The organism is Streptococcus sanguinis (assembly GCF_003943735.1).
GTDB lineage: Bacteria > Bacillota > Bacilli > Lactobacillales > Streptococcaceae > Streptococcus > Streptococcus sanguinis_E.
On the sequence record NZ_RJMV01000004.1, the window covers coordinates 75,982 to 94,993 of the forward strand.

A 19,012-nucleotide genomic window follows, 5' to 3' on the forward strand; every position below is an offset into this window, starting at 1 on the left:
AAGATTATGTCTTTTGGTTTTTGTTTTATTTGCTATTCTTATTATATCATGACTTGGGTCAAAATCAGTAAGTTTTTTCTACGACTGCGACGTTTTATTTTCTTTTGTCGACTTATTATTGTTCTTGTCCGATTGTTCGTTTGTGTTCGTTGAAGACTTTTTCTTGTTTTTCTTCCCGTTGTCATTTTGCTGAGCAGAAGAATTCTTGCTCTTGTCATTGTCAGACTGCTGGCCGTCTTGAGGCGGCATTCCTTGGTCTTGACCGTTCTGTCCTGGACCACCATCCTGCGGCGGCATTCCATTACCTGGTCCACCATTTTGACCATTCTGACCTGGTTGTGGTAGCATTCCATTTCCTGCATTCTGCCCCTGCTCCGGTGCTCCAGGCATAGTAGCTGTCTGTTGAATAGCTGATTGCTGATTGTTTGTACCGTGAATAGCTGTCGCAAGGCCATAGCCACCCATAAGTCCGACTGCTAGAGCACCACCCGTCGCAACTGTCAGCCACCATTTGGTGCTTTTTTCTACAACAATCATTTTTTCCATATCCATTTAATACGATTCCTTCTTTCTTTTGTAAATTTTTCAATCTGTTTCTATCAAACAAGAAGCTAATGCAGCTTACAAGTCATCCCATACACATCCTTTCACTTGAATAGCATTATCATATAGATTTTTACTTAAACAGGACTGAATTTTTTCTTAAAAAAGGCTGAAAGATAGGGAAAATGGATTATGCAAAGTGCTTTTTCAATATACGGCTATATTTATCTAATAAAAGAAAATCAGCTAATCTTGAAGACAGAAGATTGAGTTTAGCAAACAAAGATGCCCCTCGCCCCATTAGGATGACTCTTCGATGAGACTTAATACCTTTTAGCAAAGCTAGGCAAACTTCGTCTGTAGTTGAAATCTTAATTCCCATTTCTTTCCAAACAGGATGGTAAGGCTTTTCTGAGGGTGTGTCCGCAGCATTGGGACAAAAATAGGTTAAATACACCTTTTTCTGCTCCTGCTTTAATTCGCGATTCATTGATTCAATAAAAGAAAAAATCCCTGCGCGACTAGCCACATCTACGCTATAGTAAGGGAAAGCGAGCCGCCCATCTGCAAAACCGCCAGAATGCACAATTGTAGCACCTTTTTCATTTGCTAATAAGGGCAGAAAAATCTTGCTAATCAGAATGGCGCCAGATAAATTGATCAATAGTGTCTGCTCTATGTCCTCAAGGGAATGCGCTGACAAAGACTTTCTTACATCAAAACCAGTTGCATTGATAACAATATCTATACATTCCGACCACTCTTGTATCTCTGATACTACATTTTTTAGAGACTCTTCACTTGTTATATCCACTGAGCTTATTGGAATAAAAGACGAAAATTCTTGCACAAATATCTTTAACTTATCTATATCTCTTCCTAAGAGAAATAACCTAGCACCTGCTTGATGAAAAGCTTGTGTATAGACTCTTCCCAAACTACCACTTGCACCAATAATCACAACCTTTTTATTTTTAAAATAATTATCAAACATATAATTCTCCATTCTCTAGTGAGTCTTTTGTGATAAATTCAATAAAACAAGTCCGACAATAACTAGACTTATCCCTAAAAGACTTACAGCTGTTACTTTTTCGTGCCAAAGCAGAATAGATAATATTGTTGTCCCTACTAGACCTATCCCAGACCAAATAGCGTAAGCTAGATTTACCTGAATGCCCTTTAAAGATAGAGATAAAAAGAAAAAGCACAAGCCATAAAACATCAAAGCAAGGCAACCGAAAAATAGTTTCGAAAAACCTTGAGATAGTTTTAAAAGACTTGTGGCGGCAATTTCAAATAGAATTGCGAGAGATAAATAAAAATAGTAAAACATTGTTCTCCTCCTAATATTCTAAATAACTAAAAAGTTAGCAGGAAAATCAATAGAACTATCCGAGAGATGAAACAAAGTAAGTCCAAAGTGTACAGGCATTTGTCAAAATCATTGATTTTATGCTCGAATCTTTGGAGATAGATAAAGCTTTTCGACCACATAGCTCATCTAATGAAATCTGGTAAAAATCGGCTAGACGAATAAGACTTGCACTATCTAGAATCGTCTTATCATTTTCCCAGTTCGAGATGGTCTGCCGAGTCGTTCCTAATGATTCTGCAATCTGAGCTTGGCTATAGCCTCTTTGCTCCCGTATAAACTTCAATTGTTTTCCTAACATTATCTTTTCCTCCTCATCATACTTATTTTTTAGTTGTTTGGCTAGATGAAATTCTTTAACATAGTGATTATTGTAGGTAAAAATTCTTTGACATGGCTATTATAACACGATTTACGTTTATCTTAAAATACTTGCCTATCTAAAACACTTGATACATCTATCAACCATTTGCTCAAAAAATCAGCTGCAAAAAAAGACTGGGACAAAATTGTCTCAGTCTAAATTTATCATGTTCAAAAGCTCCGGATGCAGGAGTTGCTTATTTTTTTATGACTTTTTCTTAGAAAAGCGGAAACCAGCTGAAGCTAGCAAGGCCGCAAAGCCAAGATAGGTGAGAAGAGAGCTCGCATTGCTACCAGTTTTAGGCAATTGACCTTGTGTGGTTTGGTAGCTGACTGATAGCAGCAAGTTACTTGCTTGCTTATTTGCAGAACTTTGATGCTGCAAAGTCTGATTTGACAGAGGCTCAAATTTCTGCGCTGTTTGAATAGTAATTTCTGCAGGAGGTGTCGAAACACTAACCTGATTGGACTCTATCCGGTATTGATTATTAATCAGCAAGCTGAAATGATTGGTATAGGTTCTGCCTGGATACAAGAGTCGGCCAACTGCTGCTGGAGCTAGGGTCTCGGTCGCAGTATTCAAGTCAGCATTGTAGCGTTCAAGTAGACCTGGTGCAGCAACAAAAGTCAAGACTCTGCTGCTCGGATCATAAGAAACCTCGTAACCAGGACTTTTCGCTCTAGTAGCTTCTAGATCCAATTCAAAACCTTCTGGCAGGCGTTCTTCCAATACGAAAGAATGAATTGGTAGGCGATAAGCAGGCAAAGCGTCCGTTACCAGATTAAGGACAGCAAAACTTCCCAGGCTAACCTCTTGTTGATGAATATTCTTCTTGGACTCATCCTCCAACTCTTCTCTGACTTTTAACTGGATAAAGAGCTGGTTATAGTGATAAGTTTGAGTCGGCGCTTGAGGACAGCTTGGCAAAGCTTGATAGCTAGGCTCAGCCGGCTTTTGAGGAAGCTCTTGATAGGTCGGCTGATCTGGCTCCTCCATCAAAGGCAAGTCACTTTCTCTGACAGGTGACTGAGGCTCAGGCTGAAGAACTGGTTCTTGAGGGAGCTGAGGTTCCTGCATATAGCTTGGTTCCTGAGGCAGGTCCTCTAAAGCAATTTCTTCTTCATAAACAGGTGGTTTCGGGCCTTCTCCCGTGCTTGCTTCAGGATCTTTTTGAGGTTTTTTGGGTTCCTTCAAATAAGATGGTCGTTGTGGTTCCTGTGGCAGTGGATTTTCGACCGGAGCTTGCGGAAGGCTCAACAAGGGCTGCTCCTTCTCATAGGTCGGCTCTTCAACTGCAGTCGGCTCTGTCAATAGAGAAGGGGAGCTAGGTTCTTCTGGCACTTCCTGATAAACTGGCTTTTGAGGTTGAAGCGGCTCAGGCAGATAAGTTGGCTCTTGCGGCAGAAGTTCCAAATCTCTTTCCGGTAAAACTACTGGCTCCTCAGGCCGATTGGGAAGGGGAAGAGGTTGAGTTTCTGTCGGCTGTTTAGGAACTTCTTGATAGGTCGGCTGATCTGGCTCTTCTGGCAAAGGTTGATAGACTGGCTGACTCGGAAGAGGCTGCAAGGCCTTGACTTCCTCATAAGCCGGTTCCTTAGGTTGAGCAACTTCTATCGGAGCAACAAGCTTGATTGGAACACCTTTGGCTTTAATATCTGAGTTAAATACAAACCAAGCAGAACCCCGGTTTCGTGAACCAATATCAAAGGAAATGATATCGCCCTGTGCCTTACCGACGATAGCGCCATACCAGTTATAGGGACTGTTCGGCGAGTCCCATTTGTTATACTCAAAGCGAGAGCCTTCCCGCTCAAAGTTAATAGAAATATCAGCGTGAACACTAGTATCTGGGTGAACATTAATGGCAGAGCCTGTAATAGGAATATATTCACCATTAAAATTCTTGATATATTCAATCGCAACTTTATTCGTATTTAAAGACGAGAAGCTGACAAGCGAGCCTGTCATATCAAGCCTTTCTCCTGCCTCATCGAAAAACTCAGCTTGAACATTGACCCGAGAATGGCCATAAAAATCCAAGGTCCAGACAGTCAAGGTCGGATCCTTAACTAAGAAAACTGGAAGCTTATCCTGACTCTTCGTTGATTCTTTCAGAGTATAAGTGTAGACAACTTTAGCGATTTTCTTGCCCTGAATACTGGAATTTTTGATATTAGTATAAGTAGCTACCAGAGGCACATCTTTTTGTAAAATGACTTTAGTCTGATGTTCTTTCCCTTTTAAAACACTGGTCAAAGCAGTTATTCCTTGTTGATCCATTCCCCAAGAACGAACCTCATCAGTCAGCTCATCATTGGTATAGGTTCTAATAGAGGGATCAAGCGTCAAGACAGCCTGGGGCTCAGATTTGAAAACAAAAGGCTGGCTTTCAACCTTACTGAGATAGCCTTCTTCATTTTTCTTAGCTTCAGCTTCCTGCAACTCTCTCTCAAAAGTTACAAGAGCTGCATCATACTTAGTTTTGGCTGTATCATAGGCAGCTTTTGCCTTCTTATATTCTTCTAAGAGCTTATCATAGTCAGCTTTCAAGCGGGCATTTTTTTCCTTAATGCTTGCATTTTCCTGCTCAATCACTGCGTTCTGTGCTGAAATAGAAGCAAGGTTTGCCTCATAGTCTTCTTTTAGTCTTTGATTTTCTGCTTCAATCCTTGCAAGATTTCCTTGGTAGGTCGCCAAGGCTGCCTGATAAGCAGCTAATTTATTCTTGTTTTCTGTCTCAATCCGAGCAGTCGCCTCCTGATAGGTAAGTAAGGCTTTCTCATATGCTTCTCGACTTTTCTGATTGCTCTCGGTGATTCGAGCCACATCCTGCTCATATTGAGCTAATTGATTTTTATAAAGCTCTTGTTTTTCCTGATTTTGCTGACGAATCTGGGCGTTTTCAGCTTCAATGGCAGCATTACGGGCTGTTACTTCTGCTTTTTCTGTCTCATAGGCAGTTTGGCGCTTCTTATTTTCAGCTTGGACACGCTCAAGTTCAGATTGATAGGCAGTCAAAGCTGCTTGATGATCTCTCGCTTTGGCATCATTGGCCGCCTCGATTTCAGAGCGATTCTTTTGATAAGCAGCTAATTTGCTCTCATAGTCTTTCTCTGCCGCTTGTTTTTTTTGACGAATCTCAGCCAATCGCTCTTGATAAGCAGCTAAATCAGCCTGATACTGCTCCTTCAAGGCTGCATTTTTCTGCTGGACTTCTTGATTTTTTGCCTCAATCTCCTTGTTCTGCTCTTGGATTTTAGCCAAGGCTGTCTCATAAGATTGTTTTGCTGCTTGATTGGCTCTTTGAATGCGTTCTACTTCCTGTTGGTAAGCCGTCAATTCTGACTGATACTGCTGCTCTAGCTCAGCATTTTCTTTTTGAACCCGAGCCAGTTCTTTTTCATAGTCAACCAAGGCAGCTTGATAAACAGCTTCTTTTTCCGACTTAACCTGAGCCAGTCTGGATACTTCAGCTTCATACTGCTTGACTGCTTCCTGATAAGCCTTTTCAGCTGCCTGATTTCGTTCTGCTATGGCTGCATTTTCAGCTTGGGCTGCTTTGTTGTGAGCTGAGACCTGAGCAAGCCTTTCTTCATAGCGACGCTTTGCTTGAGCATTCTTCTCCTGAGTAGCTTTCAGCTCTGTAGCATAGCTCTCCATAGCAGTTTGGTAGTCTGCTTTCGCTTGAGCATTTTCTTGTAAAATCCGTGAACGCTCCTCTTGATAAGCTTCTAAAGCTGCTTGATAGGAGGCTTCTTTCTCTTGATTGATTTTTACTATACGGCTCAATTCTGCTTGATAAGCCGTCCGTTTCTGCTCATTGTCTGCCTGAAGCTGAGCATTTTCAGCCTGAATGCGACTGGACTCTTGTTCATAGGAAGCCAGAGCCTTGTCATATTGGTCTTTCAAGGCTTGATTGGCAGACTCTTTCTGACTGAGTTCTTTCTCATAAGTCTTCAGTTGCTCTTGATAAGCTGCTGTGATTTCACGTATTTCCTTGACTTGGGTCGCATAATCTGTTAGCGCTTTCTCCCGTTTACTAGCAGCTTCTTCTGGATCTCTAGCTGTTCCTAAATCAACAGTCGGCTCCTGCTTTAGCTGAACTCCTGCTTTCCCGGCCTCTGCCAAAGCTTGGTCCATTTCCGCATGGGAAACCTCCAAGGGAAGCTTGCCTTGACTTACAGGCTCTGACTGAACAGGCGCAGCAGTTGGCTGGGGTGCTTCGGTTGGCGAAAGTGCAGCTTCAGAAAGGACAGACTGATTTGCTGCTTCAACTGCCTTTTCCTCAGCCTGAACCGACCCAGCAGCTAGCAACAAAGCTGCACCCAAAACAGCTCCGCACAAGCCCTTAGAAAGGCGGCTCTTGCGGAAGCCATAGACTATTTTCTTTTCCATTATAATCTCCATTTCTCCTTTAAACAGTTACCTGTTTATTGTCCATATTGTTCTATTTTATCAAAGCAAAGGCATATTAGCAATGTTTAAATACTCAAAATGATAAATAAAAGCCTGAGATAGGATCATATCTCAGACTTTCTAGTCATTTTAATCAAATCTATCAGATTGCAGCTTGAATTGCTTTTTCCACTGCTTCTTTCTCGCGGTTCACCAATTCAACACGCGCAGCGATTTCCTTGATTCCCATGCTGATATTCCGGCTAATCGCCATATCATCCAACTGAGGCTCAAAGAAGGCTTTGTATTCTGCCAATCTCTCTTCTGTCTTGAAGACCACTGCTGGGCTAATGACAAAGCTATCAAAGCTCATGTCACCACCTAGCGCTGCCTTGATCCAATCCCAATTTTCACGCGCCCAAGTCCACACTGCTTCTTGAGTAAAATCTCGGCTGAGGAAACGGGCATACCAAGCTGACAAATCCTGCGGTTTCACAGTAAATTTATCCTTCCAAGTCGCTAACAGTTCATCCAAGGTTTCCTTGTTCTTCGTATAAGAAAGGGCTGTAGAAAGAGCATTTTTGAAGCTTCCATCATTTGAAGCAACATAGAGGTCCAGATAAAGCTTAGTCAGCTCCTTGCTTTCATGATGCTTGATTTGGTTGACCAGCACCTGCAGGCGAATAGCGGCAGGGAGTTTTTCCAAATTATCACGATAGCGGTCAAAAATCTGGCTAGCTTGAGTTTTAGCTGTCTCATCGTCCGCCTTAATCATATTGCCCACAATGAGCTGACGAACCATCTCATCCTCATCGCTTTCACCTTCCTGTTTTTCAAAACCAAGACGGTCGAAATTATTTTGACTGAGAATTTTCAGCAAGGTTTTGTAATCTTCTTCTGTCTGACTGCCTTCATCCACAAAGCGATTCAACCCTTCCAGCACTTGGGAAACAGCTGAAACTACCATATAAGAAGTTTCGTTCGCCAGCTTGCTGATAACTGGCAGCAGGTCCGCATAGGAAATCTTACCTGACTCTGCCAGAAGTCGGCGCTCCTGCACGATTTGCAGTTTGCTGATATTGTCCAAAGAGCTGAGATTATTCAGAAGAGCATCCAACAACTCACCTTGATAATCTGTAATATAGTGGGCTGTGTTTTCTGTATTGAGACGCAGAGCCCCATCATTTTGCGCTGCCAGGGCTGCATAATTCGGAATTTCCAGTCTTTCTGTCGTCAGAGTATCAGGAAGTCCTTGCCAGTTACTGTTAAGAGGCACTGGCCATAGACGACCTTTGTCTTCGTGCTCTCCAATGAAGAACTGCTTCTGGGTCAAAATCAAGGAGTCATTTTCGACCTTGGCAGTGACAACTGGATAACCCGGCTGCTCCAGCCAAGCATCCATAAAGGCAGCTACATCACGGCCAGAAGCTTGAGAAAGAGCGTCCCAGAGGTCACGACCGATGGTATTTCCATACTGATGCTTCTCAAAATAGGCACCTAGCCCCTTACGAAATGCATCATCTCCCAGCCAACGGCGCAGCATGTGCATGAGACGGCTGCCCTTGGCATAGACGATCGCCCCATCAAAAAGAGTATTGATTTCATCAGGGTGCTTGACCTCTACATGGACCGACTGGACGCCATCTGTCGCGTCACGCTTGAGGGCATAAGGAACTCCGCTGGTCTGGAAATCTTCAAAAATCTTCCAGCTAGGCTCAATCGCATCAACTGAGACATACTCCATCATATTGGCAAAGCTTTCATTGAGCCAAAGGTCGTCCCACCACTTCATGGTCACTAGATTTCCGAACCATTGGTGGGCTAATTCGTGTGCAACAACCAAGGCAACTGTCTGACGGCTCAGAGCTGTTGAATTTTCATCCACCAGCAGATAGATTTCCCGATAGGTCACCAAGCCCCAGTTTTCCATAGCTCCAGCAGAAAAGTCTGGCAGGGCCACATGAAGCGACTGAGGAATAGGATACTTGACTCCATAATATTCTTCGTAAAATTCAATACATCGAACCGCAATGTCCAAAGCAAACTCTAGATTGCTCTCTGGGTGGGCCTTGGTCGCATAAACTCCTACCAAAGTTCCATTCTTGGTTTTAGCAGTAATTCCTTGCATATCACCTACAGCAAAAGCCAAGAGATAGGAAGACATACGTGGAGTCGTTTCAAACTTCCAAACGCCAGTCGCTTTGCGGTTTTCAACATCAATTTCTGGCATATTAGACAGAGCCAACTCACCCTCTGCTTGGTCAAATTTCAAAGCCAAATCAAAAGTTGCCTTAGCCTCTGGCTCATCCACACTCGGAAAGGCTTCACGAGCAAAATGGCTCTCAAACTGTGTAGAAATGATTTCTTTTTTCACACCATCTACCGTGTAGTAGGATGGGTAAATCCCCGTCATATTGTCCGTAATCTTACCAGTATAAGTTATTGTCACCACTACAGACCCAGCTGCTTCCAGCTTGATATAAAGAGCTTCATTGTCCTTATCAAGAGTAAAAGGACGTGCTTGACCAGCCACCTCTACAGCTTCAACTGTCAAATCTTTTTGATGTAGGGAAATCTTACTCGTCTTAGCTTCCCCAGTAATGGCCACCTTGCCTGAAAAAGTCTTGTCAGCACGATTCAAATCCAAAAAGAGATCATAGTGCTCAGGAACAAATGTTTCAATAAAATGTTTAACTGCTTGCATAGGCTTCTCCTCATCTAGCGAACAACATGGCAAGATTACTCCGACACCCTTGTCCGCTTATAATCTGTTATTATTGTATCATATTTAAAGGATTTCAGTGCAGAATAAATGCAAACAAAAAGACAGGGGAATAACCTGTCTTTTTGCTTTATGATAATGGAAGAAAGGTCAAGAGTTCTTCTTTTCTTTCTCAAGCTCCTCTAATTTTTTGTTATAGATTCGATTTTCTTCGTGATAAGTTTTGTTTAGCCGTTCTTCATAACGCTGAATTTTTCTCTCGAAAATTTCTCTATCTTCTTCTATTTGTCTTAATTCATATGAGGGCACGGTATCAGGACTATTGCAACAAAAAGATAATATCCATTCGCTCATTTGCTCTGAAACATTTTTAGCTTCTCGTCTCATATCCTGATAATCCCATTCATACTCACTAACTTTCTTTCGAAACGCTATGTGATCGTCATCGAGACGATCGATCTTTTTCTGAATATCCATAAAGCCTCCTATAAGATAGGGCTGGCTAATTCAGGCTTTGGAACAGCACCTAGTACCTCCTTGATGGAATCTGCTGCTCCACCTGTGAAGGCCCCAGATAAGTCCGCAGGTACTTGAGTAGAGGCAAAAGTTTTCATAGTCTCAGCTTGACTATCTAGCCAACTCTGCAAAGCTTGACTTTCTTCAAGAAGAATGGCTCTTTTAGCTGAAATCAAGCCACGAATAGCTGTGCGTTCCTGAATCTTTAAATATTCTTTTTTTATACGTTCGGCTTCAGCTCGATCTTCTGTATTTGGTTCAATCATGTGTTTCCTCCTATTTTTTTGTGAAAATCTGGGCGCCTTTTTGATCAATCGCTACGATATTATCAGCTGCCTTGTTTAAATTGCCAGCAATACCAGTCATTGTAGTCATATAAGAGTTTGCTGAGGCAAGGGTACTTGCTTCTTTTCCATCATTCCAAGCAGTTGACATGCTCAACTCAGATAATAAGCCCTCTACCTCATCAGCAGAAAGATTGTGGGCTAGGGTATAAGCTGCATCTCTCAGTTCTTTGATATGATTTTCAACACTAGATTTAGCACTTTTTATCTTATCTTTAATCTCTTGCTCATAGACCTCAGCCTGAAGCTGAACGGTTTGCGCACTTGTACGAACAAGCTCCTCTCTCAAACTAATCATTTTTTCGCCAGAACTAGTCTTCAAAGAGGCATGCAACTCATCAATTCGTTTCCTATTTATGGCGATTAAATCCTGCTTAGAAGGCTCAGGAGCAAAAGGTCCGTATTCTAATTCATAGCGTCTAATCAATTCTGGCCTAGCCATTGTTTTATAAGCATTATCAATACTAGATTTGCTTAATATTTTGTCAACAATTTTTTCAACTTGGCTCTTCGTCATTCCTGAACAAAAAAGACCATTTTTTTCATACCACTCAAAATCTGGACTATTACCTTTAATCTTGGGTAAACCGGCATTATGATGTTTACCTTCGACAGTAAACACTTTCCCATATGGAATAATCCCCCCGTGACCATCCATGCTTGTTAAATCTTTCCCTTTGTCACTGTATGAGTGTAAGTGCTTATTAAGATATGCTAATTCTTCATTACTAATCCCCTTGTAATCGGACGAATTCTTGTACAAAGAAGCCCATGCACCCCAGTCCATGAAATTTGTAATCTTCTGGACTTTCATTTCCGCAGCTACTTTAGCAACAGCTGGTCCTGCTTGACTAAATCCAGACATATTACTAATATCAACTTCTTGTCCTGTTCCAGCCATTTTTTTAGCCTTAGATAATGATTGATTATAAAACTCCCGAACGTCCTTTGTCTGTTCTGTTAATTGAACTCTTGCTGTTACTGCATTGAATCCAGATTCTAAAACATGATTATTAATGTCTCCATCAGGAGCTTGAGTTCCGGCAACGACAATAGTCGTTTGAGTGTAATCTGGCTCACCTTCCTTATCAAGAGGCGCAACAGCAAGAGCTTGGGTGGTTTCATTTACTTCATTAATTATTTTGTACCTAATACCAGAACTAGTCTCATAAACTCCACCCTCATCCTTTTTTTTTATAATTTTTAAAATATCTACTTGTAATTCTTGAACATTTTCATCGGTTAACGCCATTCTCTCTCATCCCCTTTTTTTATTTCATCATTATATACCACATCTAAATCAGCGCTTCCTTTTGAATCTTTTTTAACCCCTTCAATCTGTTTATCTTGAATCAAAGCTTCAAGATTCTCATCTACTTTACGACTCACCGTAAGTTTAGCTTCTAGTGGCAGATGTTGAAAACCAGATACATCAATTAACTTTTCATCGCTAGTTCTTAATTCAATGATTTCTTCATCCCAGCCATTAAAATCCATTCTTACATCCCAAACATTATTATAAGTTGGATAAGTAATATCTCCTATTGTTCCACCAAAATATGCCTTATTTTGATTCTTATCATAAACAGAAAAAACAATATTAGCGCTGAACATAGTCTGTCCGTTTCCTCCTTGGACAAAAATTGGTGAAAACTCTATTTTACTGACACCAGAGTAATGCTCTTTAATGTAAGTTGCCAGTTGTTCTTCCAACAAACGAAATCCTCGTTTGTAAAGTTTCACTCCTTTGTCGTCTAAAACGTCACTAACATTATATGGAGAGTTTTTGTGTTCAATCCATTTTGTCATACAATATACTCCTCCTGAAATTAAAACTATAAGAACTGCAATGATCGCAAATTTTTTTTTCTTCATTGTTTACCTACCTCACATCTTTATAAAAACGCTTTTATTTTTAATTATAGTATATCATAATATTTCTAGTCATACCATTATTTCTGGTCTCATTCATTTTTTATAAAAGCGCTCTTAATTATCTGTTTATAATATATGGAGTCTTTTACATAAAGAAGTTTTATTTCAAATCCTATAAATAACTTCGCTTTCATTCTTTACGTCTTTCTTAAGATCTAACTACATTCTTCGAACTTCTTGATCAGACAAAATCATATCATTCTTCTCCTTTGCTTAGCTTAACATTGTAAATGATTTCAGCTTCTGGGCTTCCCTTTTCATCCTTAACAACATCTTTTAGCTGACCGACTTCTACTAACATTTGAATATTTATATCTATACTTTTTGCATCTGTTAATTTAGCTTCTTTAGGTAATTTCTTTGCATTCAAAACATCAATACTATTATCTTCTGAATCTAACAACTCAATTACTTCATTACCACTCCAATCAAAATCAAGAACAAGATCTGCTTCAATCCCAAAACTATTTGGGACATATTTTTTTATTTGCGTACCCAAAGTAGCGTTATCTCCATATTTATCATAAATAGTCGGACGTACATAAGCATTCAGCATAGAAGATCCGTCATCCCCCGTAACATAAACTGGAGAAAATTCAATCTTCTCTATACCTTTATAGTGTTCTTTGATATAGGTTCCAATTTGTTCCTCTAAAAATCGAAAGCCTCGCTGATAGAGCTTGGTTGTTTTGAAACCTAAGTTGGGTTTAGTCAGTTTATTATAGACAAAGATCCCACCAGATACCAAGACAAGAATAAGGACAAGTGTCGTAAAAATTTTTTTCTTCATCAGTCTCTTATGTTCTGTAAAAAATTTGTAATTAGAACGCATATATAAGGATTATAACAACAAGGTAAGATTCATAATGTTTATGACTTAACTTTTTGCAAATTATTAGCCTTGCTAAGCGTTATTTAATATAAACAATGCCATTCTATCAACGCCATTTGAAATGATCTCCTTTTCTAATTTGAGTATTAAATTTCACTTTAGCATTAGGGCTTCCGTTTTCATTCTTTTCTATATCCTTTATATGTCCAGCTTTAATCAAAGCTGATATATTATTATCAATTCGTTTGCTTGTTGATAATTTTGCTTTTTCAGGCAATTTCTCACTATTTGAGATATTGAGATAGCCGTCATCCGACTTTATTTCAATAATTTCATTATCGTGCCCATCAAAGTTAAGTTGAATACTTCCACTACTTGTAAAACGCCCAAAATCTTCTTCTCCAACAAAACGTCCCAAATAAGCCTTGTTACCATGATTATCATAAATGACAGGTACAATTGTTGCACGAAACATGCTCTGCCCATCCCCACCTTGAACAAAAATTGGTGAAAACTCAATTTTACTAACTCCTGAATAGTGTTCTTTGATGTAAGTCGCCAGTTGTTCTTCTAACAAACGAAATCCTCGTTTGTAAAGTTTTACTCCTTTATCGTCTAAAACATCACTAACATTATAGGGTGAGTTTTGGTGTTCAATCCACTTTCTCACACCAAAGATTCCACCTGGAATGAGAAGTACCAGAACTGCCAAGGTGAAAATGATCTTTTTCTTCATAAACATTCTCCATTATGTACTCATATAAAAATATATAAACTTTAACTCTACTCTTGTAGTATAACATAGTTAGTTGTAAGTTAAAACACAAAACAGAATGCTAACCATACTTGAGATTATACAAAAAAGACACGAAATAAATCGTACCTTTTTTATTATTACAACTCAATAATTTTACCTGTTTCAAAGTAGACAACCCATTCACAGATATTCTTGGCATAATCGCCGATTCGTTCCAAGTAAGAGATAACTTGGAAGTAGTCACGGCCAGTTACAATCAGTTCTGGATTTTGTTTGATTTCCTCTGTAGCAAGATCGCGGATATCATCAAAATATTGGTTGATTTTCTCATCCATAGCTGCTACGGCATAAGCTTGGTCTACATTCCCATTGAGGTAGACGTTAAGAGTTTCTTCGACGAAATTCTTAACATCACGCCCCATCTTGCTGATGGCATCCTCTACGGACTCGATGCGGACTTCTCCCTTCATCCGAACAGTCGCTTTGGCGATAGATACGGCATGGTCACCCATGCGTTCCAAGTCACTGCTGGCTTTCAGCACGGTGATAACGGTCCGCAAATCCTGAGACACAGGCTGTTGTAAGGCGATGATTTCCAGAGATTTTTTCTCCAGTTTGACCTCGTAGTCATTGACTTCAGCATCGTCTTCAATGACCTGACGAGCCAGTTCACGGTCATGCGTGACAAAGGCACGTACAGTCCGGTTAATCTGCGATAGAACTTCGTTTCCCATCGCGTAGAATTGATTATGAAGTTTTTCTAAATCTTCTTCAAATTGTACTCTAAGCATAAGATTCCTTTCTGTTATCCGAATTTACCAGTAATATAGTCTTCGGTCTCTTTATGGGCTGGATTGAGGAATATCTTCTTGGTTTCATTAAATTCAATCAAGTCTCCACCAAGGAAGAAGCCTGTTTTTTCAGAAATCCGAGACGCCTGCTGCATGGAGCGAGTGACCAAAAGCATGGTATATTTGTCTTTTAGACTGTAGAGGGTTTCCTCGATTTTCCCAGCTGAGATTGGATCCAAGGCTGATGTCGGCTCGTCCAAGAGAATGATCTTAGGACTAGTAGCTAGCACGCGGGCCACACAAACCCGTTGCTGCTGACCACCAGAAAGACCGATAGCGGAATCATGCAGACGGTCCTTGACCTCGTCCCAGATAGAAGCACCAATAAGGGAGCGCTCTACTGCTTCGTCCAAAACTGCCTTGTCCTTGACACCATTAATCCGAAGTCCATAAACTACATTTTCATAGATAGTCATAGGAAAGGGATTGGGCTGCTGGAAGACCATTCCGATTTCCTTGCGAAGCTCTACCGTATCTGTCCTCGGACCATAGATATTGTGACTGTTATAAATGACCGTTCCTGTAGTCGTTACTTCTGGATTCAGGTCGCCCATTCGGTTGATGGCCTTGAGCAAGGTTGACTTACCTGAGCCTGACGGTCCAATCAAAGCTGTAATCTCATTTGGCATGAAATCAAGTGAAACGCTATTAAGGGCTTTCTTTTTATTATAATAAACCGACAAGTCCTTGACTTGCAAAATAGGTTCTGTCATACGTTTTTCCTTCATTTTATTTTACATTCAACCAAAGACTAAGCTTGTTGAATCGTGATGAATATGGACAGCTGCTTAACCAAAATGACCTGAAACATAGTCATTAGTGGACTGAAGCTTGGCGTTTTGGAAAATATTAGCCGTCTTATCATACTCAATCAAGTCGCCCAGATAGAAGAATCCAGTGTAGTCACTAGCACGGGCAGCCTGCTGCATATTGTGGGTCACAATGATAATGGTATAGTTATTCTTAAGTTCGAACATGGTTTCTTCCAGCTGCATGGTCGCAATCGGATCCAAGGCTGACGCTGGCTCATCCATGAGCAGAATGTTTGGCTTGACCGAGATAGCACGGGCAATGCAGAGCCGCTGCTGCTGACCGCCAGAGAGAGTCAGGGCTGACTTGTGCAAGTCATCTTTGACTTGGTCCCAAAGCGCCGCTTGCTTGAGCGAAGTCTCCACAATTTCATCTAGAACCTTTCTATCTCTGACACCAGCCCGTTCATGAGCAAAAGTGATATTTCGATAGATGGATTTGGCAAAAGGATTTGGCCGTTGGAAAACCATGCCGATATGCTTGCGCATTTCATAAACATTGATTTCAGGGCGGTTGACATCAATCCCCTCATAGAGAATCTCTCCAGTCACATTGGCAATATCAATGGTATCGTTCATGCGGTTGAGGCTGCGAAGATAGGTTGATTTCCCTGATCCTGACGGGCCAATCAAAGCAGTGATTTTATTTTTTTCAAACTGCATATCAATGCCCTTGATGGATTCCTTTTTACCATAGTAAACATGTAAATCCTTGGTTGACAGGGCTACCTTTTCTTCAGGAAAAGTAATGATATGTTTTTCATTCCAATTATATTCTGTCATTTCTTCTCCTTTAAGCAGAGGTTAATTTCTTATGTAGATAGCTGCCCAGTTTGCGGGCTCCCAGATTGAAAATCAAAATGAAGATCAGGAGAACTGCTGCTGAACCAGCAGAAACAGCCGTTCCATCAGGAATTGTTCCCTCGCTATTGACCTTCCAGATATGGACAGCCAAGGTTTCAGCCTGACGGAAGATAGAGATAGGACTAGTGACACTGAAAATATTCCAGTTGGACCAGTCCAGAGCCGGAGCTGACTGACCTGCTGTATAAATCAAGGCTGCAGCCTCACCAAAGATACGACCGGAAGCCAGTACAATCCCTGTTACAATACTAGGCAAAGCTTCTGGGATGACCACATGCAGGACCGTTTCCCAGCGAGAAATTCCCAAGGCCAAACCAGCTTCACGCTGGGTGTGGTGGACATGGCGCAGGCTATCTTCGACGTTCCGCGTCATCTGAGGCAGATTAAAGACTGTCAAAGCCAAGGCACCAGAAATGATTGAAAAGCCATACTCGAACTGGACAACAAAGATCAAATAACCAAAGAGCCCGACTACTACCGAAGGCAGTGAAGACAGAATTTCAATACAGGTGCGGACAAAGTTGGTCACTGGGCCTTTCTTAGCATACTCTGACAGATAAACCCCAGCCCCCATAGAAAGAGGCACAGAGATAATCAGAGTAATTACCAGCAGGAAGAAGGAATTGTATAGCTGAATCCCAATACCACCACCAGCTTGGTAAGAAGAGGATTTCCCTGTCAAGAAAGACCAGGAAACATGTGGCAGACCTCTAACTAAGATATAGAGGATGAGAGAGGCAAGGATGGCAACAATGATACTCGCTATTGTGTAGAGAACACCAGTCGCCAATTTATCTAATTTCTTAGCGTGCATAGTTTTTCTTACCTCTTTCTTTTGTAATTAGTTTAATCACACTGTTAAAGGCTAAGCTCATCATCAAGAGCACCAGAGCCAGAGACCAGAGAACGTTATTATCCACTGTTCCCATAACGGTATTTCCGATTCCCATGGTCAAGACAGAGGTCAGTGTAGCTGCTGGTGTTGTCAAAGAGGTTGGAATCACCGCAGAGTTCCCAACAACCATCTGGATAGCTAGGGCTTCACCGAAGGCACGCGCCATTCCAAAGACTACAGCTGTAAAAATACCTGAGCGAGCAGCCTTGAGTGTTACCCGCCAAATGGTCTGCCAGCGCGTTGCGCCCATAGCCAGACTAGCTTCACGGTAGTGGCGTGGCACAGCACGCAGACTGTCCGTCGTCATAAAGGTTACTGTCGGCAAAATCATGACAAAAAGCACAAAAATACCAGACAAAATCCCAAAACCAGTCCCGCCAAAGACTGTACGGACAAAAGGAACCACGATTTGCAGACCGATAAATCCATAAACAACAGACGGAATACCAACTAAAAGTTCAATCGCCGGTTGCAATATCTTTGCTCCTTTTGGAGACACCTCTGTCATAAAGACAGCTGCACCAATCGCAAAGGGAGTTGCTATCAGGGCTGACAGAATGGTAACGATAAAAGAGCCTAAAATCATTGGCAGGGCACCGAATTCCTTACCAGAAGGATTCCAGACACCACCAAAAAGAAAATCAAAAACATTAACGCCGTTGACAAAGAAAGTAGATAGACCTTTCTGAGCAACGAAGATTAGAATCATAGCCACAATCACCACAATCAGTGACAGACAGGCAAAAGTTAGATAGCGGCCAAACTTCTCCAAGCGAGAATTTTTAGAAGGCGATAACAACTTTTTGGTTAATTCCTCATTTTTCATTTTGAATCTCCTTCTATTGCTGTGACATTCCCATCAGCATCCTTGCTGACTTTCATATCGTTGATTGAGATATAGCCCATGCTAGTAACAACGCCTTTTTGAACATCGTCTGACAGCATGTATTCCAGAAACTCAGCAGCCAGACCAGTCGGCTTGCCCAGTGTATACATATGCTCATAAGACCAGAGCGACCAATTATTAGTAGCAACATTTTCAGCTGTTGGCTCATAGTTATTGAGTTTCAAGGTTTTTACAGACTCATCAACATAGGCAAAGGCTAGGTAAGAAATCGCACCAGGAGTTTGCGAAACGATATTTTTCACCATACCGTTGGAATCCTGTTCCTGACTCTGCACAGCTGATTTCCCATCCATGATGACACTGTCAAAGGTTGCGCGGGACCCAGAGCTAGCCGCACGATTGATAATTGAAATTTCCAAGTCTTTACCACCCAGCTCTTTCCAGTTGGTTATTTCACCAGTGAAAATTTTCTGCAGCTGCTCGGACGTCAGATTATCCACGTTCACTTCTTTATTAACAATCACAGCAATACCGGCCACAGCGACCTTATGGTCCACCAAGTCAGACGCTTTGATTCCTTCCTTCTCTTCAGCGAAAACATCAGAGTTCCCAATTTCAACAGCTCCTGACTGCACTTGAGACAGACCTGTGCCAGATCCCCCCCCCTGAACATTGACAGTTTTACCGATGTTGTTAGAGCCAAAGTCATCAGCTGCTGCTTCAACTAAGGGCTGCAGAGCAGTTGACCCTACTGCTGTCATGGATTCACCACGGTCAATCCAAGATGAGCAAGCTGATAAGGTGAGTCCTAAGCTCAGAGCTGTCAGCGCTAAAGCAAATTTTTTCAATTTGTTCAAAAGATTTCTCCTTTAATAAAATCAAGAGGATGGGAAGTATCTTTAGTATTTCTTACTTAGCAGAAAGAAGCTTTTTTCAATACATTCACATCTTCAACTATATCAT

The 19,012-nt window shown here is 41.2% G+C and carries 18 protein-coding genes; all 18 read right to left on the reverse strand.

Annotated elements, in window-relative coordinates; all coding sequences use genetic code 11:
* Positions 1–78 precede the first annotated feature (78 nt).
* Positions 79–552, reverse strand: a complete 474-nt coding sequence (locus D8877_RS06190) for a hypothetical protein (protein ID WP_125352737.1) — start codon at positions 550–552, stop codon at positions 79–81.
* 181 nt (positions 553–733) lie between these two features.
* Positions 734–1,549, reverse strand: a complete 816-nt coding sequence (locus D8877_RS06195) for an SDR family NAD(P)-dependent oxidoreductase (protein WP_125352739.1) — start codon at positions 1,547–1,549, stop codon at positions 734–736.
* A 3-nt stretch (positions 1,550–1,552) separates the two neighbouring features.
* Positions 1,553–1,879 carry a DMT family transporter gene (locus D8877_RS06200; RefSeq protein WP_049553074.1) on the reverse strand — a complete coding sequence of 109 codons (327 nt, stop codon included), beginning with the start codon at positions 1,877–1,879 and terminating at the stop codon, positions 1,553–1,555.
* A gap of 55 nt (positions 1,880–1,934) precedes the next feature.
* Positions 1,935–2,219, reverse strand: a complete 285-nt coding sequence (locus D8877_RS06205; RefSeq protein ID WP_125341321.1) for a helix-turn-helix domain-containing protein — start codon at positions 2,217–2,219, stop codon at positions 1,935–1,937.
* Between the two features lie 267 nt (positions 2,220–2,486).
* The gene (locus tag D8877_RS06210; protein ID WP_185760180.1) at positions 2,487–6,689 is read right to left on the reverse strand and encodes an LPXTG cell wall anchor domain-containing protein; all 4,203 of its coding nucleotides are present in this window, start codon (positions 6,687–6,689) and stop codon (positions 2,487–2,489) included.
* A 151-nt stretch (positions 6,690–6,840) separates the two neighbouring features.
* Positions 6,841–9,381 (reverse strand): M1 family metallopeptidase, encoded by a 2,541-nt coding sequence (locus tag D8877_RS06215; RefSeq protein WP_125341323.1) that lies wholly within the window; start codon positions 9,379–9,381, stop codon positions 6,841–6,843.
* Positions 9,382–9,549: 168 nt separating this feature from the next.
* Positions 9,550–9,876, reverse strand: a complete 327-nt coding sequence (locus D8877_RS06220) for a hypothetical protein (protein ID WP_061588963.1) — start codon at positions 9,874–9,876, stop codon at positions 9,550–9,552.
* 8 nt (positions 9,877–9,884) lie between these two features.
* Positions 9,885–10,181, reverse strand: coding sequence for a hypothetical protein (locus D8877_RS06225; RefSeq protein WP_061588962.1), 297 nt, complete (start codon positions 10,179–10,181; stop codon positions 9,885–9,887).
* A gap of 10 nt (positions 10,182–10,191) precedes the next feature.
* Complete coding sequence (locus tag D8877_RS06230; RefSeq protein ID WP_125341324.1) at positions 10,192–11,511, reverse strand: hypothetical protein; 1,320 nt, start codon at positions 11,509–11,511, stop codon at positions 10,192–10,194.
* Entirely contained in the window at positions 11,502–12,134 is a 633-nt protein-coding gene (locus D8877_RS06235; protein ID WP_185760181.1) for a hypothetical protein, read from the reverse strand. The genes D8877_RS06230 and D8877_RS06235 overlap by 10 nt, the downstream gene beginning before the upstream one ends.
* A gap of 256 nt (positions 12,135–12,390) precedes the next feature.
* The gene (locus D8877_RS06240; protein WP_125341326.1) at positions 12,391–12,984 is read right to left on the reverse strand and encodes a hypothetical protein; all 594 of its coding nucleotides are present in this window, start codon (positions 12,982–12,984) and stop codon (positions 12,391–12,393) included.
* Positions 12,985–13,132: 148 nt separating this feature from the next.
* Positions 13,133–13,762 carry a hypothetical protein gene (locus tag D8877_RS06245; protein ID WP_185760182.1) on the reverse strand — a complete coding sequence of 210 codons (630 nt, stop codon included), beginning with the start codon at positions 13,760–13,762 and terminating at the stop codon, positions 13,133–13,135.
* Positions 13,763–13,920: 158 nt separating this feature from the next.
* Positions 13,921–14,574, reverse strand: a complete 654-nt coding sequence (phoU, locus tag D8877_RS06250) for a phosphate signaling complex protein PhoU (RefSeq protein ID WP_002900571.1) — start codon at positions 14,572–14,574, stop codon at positions 13,921–13,923.
* Between the two features lie 14 nt (positions 14,575–14,588).
* The gene (gene pstB, locus D8877_RS06255; protein ID WP_125341328.1) at positions 14,589–15,347 is read right to left on the reverse strand and encodes a phosphate ABC transporter ATP-binding protein PstB; all 759 of its coding nucleotides are present in this window, start codon (positions 15,345–15,347) and stop codon (positions 14,589–14,591) included.
* A gap of 75 nt (positions 15,348–15,422) precedes the next feature.
* Complete coding sequence (gene pstB / locus D8877_RS06260) at positions 15,423–16,226, reverse strand: phosphate ABC transporter ATP-binding protein PstB (protein WP_002895769.1); 804 nt, start codon at positions 16,224–16,226, stop codon at positions 15,423–15,425.
* A gap of 10 nt (positions 16,227–16,236) precedes the next feature.
* Complete coding sequence (gene pstA, locus D8877_RS06265) at positions 16,237–17,121, reverse strand: phosphate ABC transporter permease PstA (protein WP_002895770.1); 885 nt, start codon at positions 17,119–17,121, stop codon at positions 16,237–16,239.
* Positions 17,111–18,028 (reverse strand): phosphate ABC transporter permease subunit PstC, encoded by a 918-nt coding sequence (gene pstC, locus D8877_RS06270; protein WP_002895771.1) that lies wholly within the window; start codon positions 18,026–18,028, stop codon positions 17,111–17,113. Before pstC ends, pstA begins: the two co-directional genes overlap by 11 nt.
* Positions 18,025–18,906 (reverse strand): phosphate ABC transporter substrate-binding protein PstS family protein, encoded by an 882-nt coding sequence (locus D8877_RS06275; RefSeq protein ID WP_125341329.1) that lies wholly within the window; start codon positions 18,904–18,906, stop codon positions 18,025–18,027. The genes pstC and D8877_RS06275 overlap by 4 nt, the downstream gene beginning before the upstream one ends.
* Between the last annotated feature and the right edge of the window lie 106 nt (positions 18,907–19,012).

Bases quoted from the DNA above. Each gene is read 5' to 3' on its own strand.
- D8877_RS06190 (WP_125352737.1), bottom strand. From the start codon at position 552: ATGGATATGGAAAAAATGATTGTTGTAGAAAAAAGCACCAAATGGTGG.
- D8877_RS06195 (WP_125352739.1), bottom strand. From the start codon at position 1,549: ATGGAGAATTATATGTTTGATAATTATTTTAAAAATAAAAAGGTTGTG.
- D8877_RS06200 (WP_049553074.1), bottom strand. From the start codon at position 1,879: ATGTTTTACTATTTTTATTTATCTCTCGCAATTCTATTTGAAATTGCC.
- D8877_RS06205 (WP_125341321.1), bottom strand. From the start codon at position 2,219: ATGTTAGGAAAACAATTGAAGTTTATACGGGAGCAAAGAGGCTATAGC.
- D8877_RS06210 (WP_185760180.1), bottom strand. From the start codon at position 6,689: ATGGAGATTATAATGGAAAAGAAAATAGTCTATGGCTTCCGCAAGAGC.
- D8877_RS06215 (WP_125341323.1), bottom strand. From the start codon at position 9,381: ATGCAAGCAGTTAAACATTTTATTGAAACATTTGTTCCTGAGCACTAT.
- D8877_RS06220 (WP_061588963.1), bottom strand. From the start codon at position 9,876: ATGGATATTCAGAAAAAGATCGATCGTCTCGATGACGATCACATAGCG.
- D8877_RS06225 (WP_061588962.1), bottom strand. From the start codon at position 10,181: ATGATTGAACCAAATACAGAAGATCGAGCTGAAGCCGAACGTATAAAA.
- D8877_RS06230 (WP_125341324.1), bottom strand. From the start codon at position 11,511: ATGGCGTTAACCGATGAAAATGTTCAAGAATTACAAGTAGATATTTTA.
- D8877_RS06235 (WP_185760181.1), bottom strand. From the start codon at position 12,134: ATGAAGAAAAAAAAATTTGCGATCATTGCAGTTCTTATAGTTTTAATT.
- D8877_RS06240 (WP_125341326.1), bottom strand. From the start codon at position 12,984: ATGAAGAAAAAAATTTTTACGACACTTGTCCTTATTCTTGTCTTGGTA.
- D8877_RS06245 (WP_185760182.1), bottom strand. From the start codon at position 13,762: ATGAAGAAAAAGATCATTTTCACCTTGGCAGTTCTGGTACTTCTCATT.
- phoU (WP_002900571.1), bottom strand. From the start codon at position 14,574: ATGCTTAGAGTACAATTTGAAGAAGATTTAGAAAAACTTCATAATCAA.
- pstB (WP_125341328.1), bottom strand. From the start codon at position 15,347: ATGACAGAACCTATTTTGCAAGTCAAGGACTTGTCGGTTTATTATAAT.
- pstB (WP_002895769.1), bottom strand. From the start codon at position 16,226: ATGACAGAATATAATTGGAATGAAAAACATATCATTACTTTTCCTGAA.
- pstA (WP_002895770.1), bottom strand. From the start codon at position 17,121: ATGCACGCTAAGAAATTAGATAAATTGGCGACTGGTGTTCTCTACACA.
- pstC (WP_002895771.1), bottom strand. From the start codon at position 18,028: ATGAAAAATGAGGAATTAACCAAAAAGTTGTTATCGCCTTCTAAAAAT.